Origin of the sequence: Cylindrospermopsis sp. CR12 (genome assembly GCF_001432185.1) — a bacterium.
GTDB lineage: Bacteria > Cyanobacteriota > Cyanobacteriia > Cyanobacteriales > Nostocaceae > Raphidiopsis > Raphidiopsis raciborskii.
In genome coordinates, this window is the sequence record NZ_LMVE01000075.1 from 1 (window position 1) to 2,250 (window position 2,250).

Below are 2,250 nucleotides of genomic sequence, written 5' to 3' on the forward strand. Positions count from 1 at the left end.
TTCCGGGATTTTTTAAGGATATATATAGGCTTTTTCCCCCTTGGTACTTTTTCTATTTCGCTCATAATAATGTCCTCAAATTGTTTAGTTGCTTTATCCGTCAAATCCCTAATCCTTACCCTTATCTCTGGGAAATTGCAGAGTTTAATACGGAGGTGTAATCACTTAAATTGGTGTTATTGCGATACTCAGCTAGAATCTTACCATTGCCAGGGGAAATAATAGTAACACTACCTGTTTGTGATTTATTTTTGGCTAAGAATTCACCCAAACCTAATTTTTTGGCTTTAACTTCTGATTCACTCACCTTGGTTTTATTGGTTACATCAAGGACAATAAAATGTGCTTTTCCTTGATATTGTTTTTTTAATTGAGAGAGGGTAGGGGCAATGTTTTTACACTTAGAGCACCAACTGGCATAAATGTCAACTACCACTGGTTTACCTTGTAATTCCTTGGCTAAGGCTCCGCCAACATTTCCTGCGATATAGGCATTAGCCGTATAGGAACTAGTCTGGCTCTGTGAAGTTAACATACCAGTAGAAGCAGAAACATTTAGGGTACTGGGAATAGTCAGAGTAACAGGAATAGCAAGGCTGAGTAAGTATAGGCCAGGCCAAAATGAGGTTGATTTCTGAAACATGGTTAAATTTCCTTTCTGGATTTTATTCTCCTCATATTTTACCATGTTGGCTAAATTAGAGTAAAAATGCGATCGCGAAGTAATCCCACCCCAACAAAGTCACTTTGGATGATGATAGGGAGTGGCTGCAATTTTATTGCGGATACTGGTATGGTAAACTAGTTTTCGTTTATGGTCATATCAGGGAAAACAAGTACAAATCATTAAACCTATGCAAATAAAACTGGTTTCTGAAAATAAAATTACTCAAGAACAGGTAGAGCAGGTTTTTAACTTGCCGATCGCTATTGGTAGAGATTTATCTGAGTTACCTCCCAATTTGAACAATGAACCGGTTAGTCCAATAGTGCTATTAGATAATAACCGCCAAATCTCTCGATTTCACGCTCAAATCAGATTGAATAATAATCGGGTTTATTTAGAAGATAAAAGTAGTAATGGTACTAAGGTTAACGGCAAATTACTGGTAAAACAAGGTCAGGTTTTAAACACTGGTGATACTATAATCATTGGTGGTTACACAATAACTGTAGTGATTCTTGAAGGTGGTGGTCAGGATGAGGGCACAGTTATTGTAGGTGAAGCTGCAACAGTTTTTAATTTTGACCCTCAAAGTCAAGTATTACCAGCATCACGACTGGAACCTATACCAAATGTTGCATCATCTATCTCTTTTAATCCTCATACGGGCATTCTAGAACAGCAAGTAAGTTCTTCCCCATCTATTTCCCGTTCTGAATTCCCTTATAATTTAAGCTTTTGGCACAGACCACAGATTTCCCTAAGAGAAATTGAGAGTAGTGGGTTCCTGGTGCGAGAAACGGAATATCTCGCCTGTGGGGGAGGAATGGGCAGTTTTGTCTGGGTGGATATGTTGAGAATTGCAGGGGTTAAAACAGAAAATATTAAAATCCTCAGCAATCAAGAAAAACCCTATCAACGATATAAAACCCTGCTTAAAAACTGCCAAATCTCTGAAGATAAACGCATTCGCTCCGGTTCTGATTCTTGTCCTGATAATATTTGGGGATGGCCAGGATATGGATTAAGAGATGCTAAAAAAGCTTTGTTTTCCGGACAAATAGGTGCTGCTATAGGATTTTTATGGCAGGTGTTTGCAGAACCAGTTCATGCTGATACTTATACTCCTATAGCTGGAGATGTATTTGACTCTATGGATCGGGAATCAGAACGCATAAATTGGCAGAAAATGTTAGAACCTGGAGCCATTCTCAGTTTACGTCAAACAGAGGATGGGAGATATTGTATTGCATACTGTAGCGATCCACAAAATCGTAGGCATTACCAGTTTTTGTTAGCTAGATATGTTCACATTTGCACTGGTTATCCTGGACTGAAACTATTACCAGATTTAGAAAAATACCGTCAGGAATATCCTCAAGAGACGGGAAATAGTCGAACAGTTGTCCAGGGTTATGAGGAACACGACCACATTTATACTCATTTGGAGAAACATGGTGGAACTCTAATTTTAAGAGGTTCAGGAATTGTAGCATCACAGGTGTTGGATAGAATATACCAAGCTCGTAAAAGAAATAAAAATATTGATGTCATTCATTTGAATCGTAATCCGCGTAGTGGGAATA

2 protein-coding genes are annotated in these 2,250 nt (G+C 38.3%); one reads left to right on the forward strand and one right to left on the reverse strand.

Annotation, left to right across the window (positions count from 1 at the left end):
- Positions 1-121: 121 nt before the first annotated feature.
- The gene (locus tag ASL19_RS09015; RefSeq protein WP_006278443.1) at positions 122-643 is read right to left on the reverse strand and encodes a thioredoxin domain-containing protein; all 522 of its coding nucleotides are present in this window, start codon (positions 641-643) and stop codon (positions 122-124) included.
- A 211-nt stretch (positions 644-854) separates the two neighbouring features.
- On the opposite strand from ASL19_RS09015, the gene ASL19_RS09020 reads away from it, so the two are divergent.
- Positions 855-2,250: FHA domain-containing protein (locus ASL19_RS09020; RefSeq protein ID WP_057178077.1), on the forward strand; the 1,396-nt coding region annotated here is incomplete at its 3' end.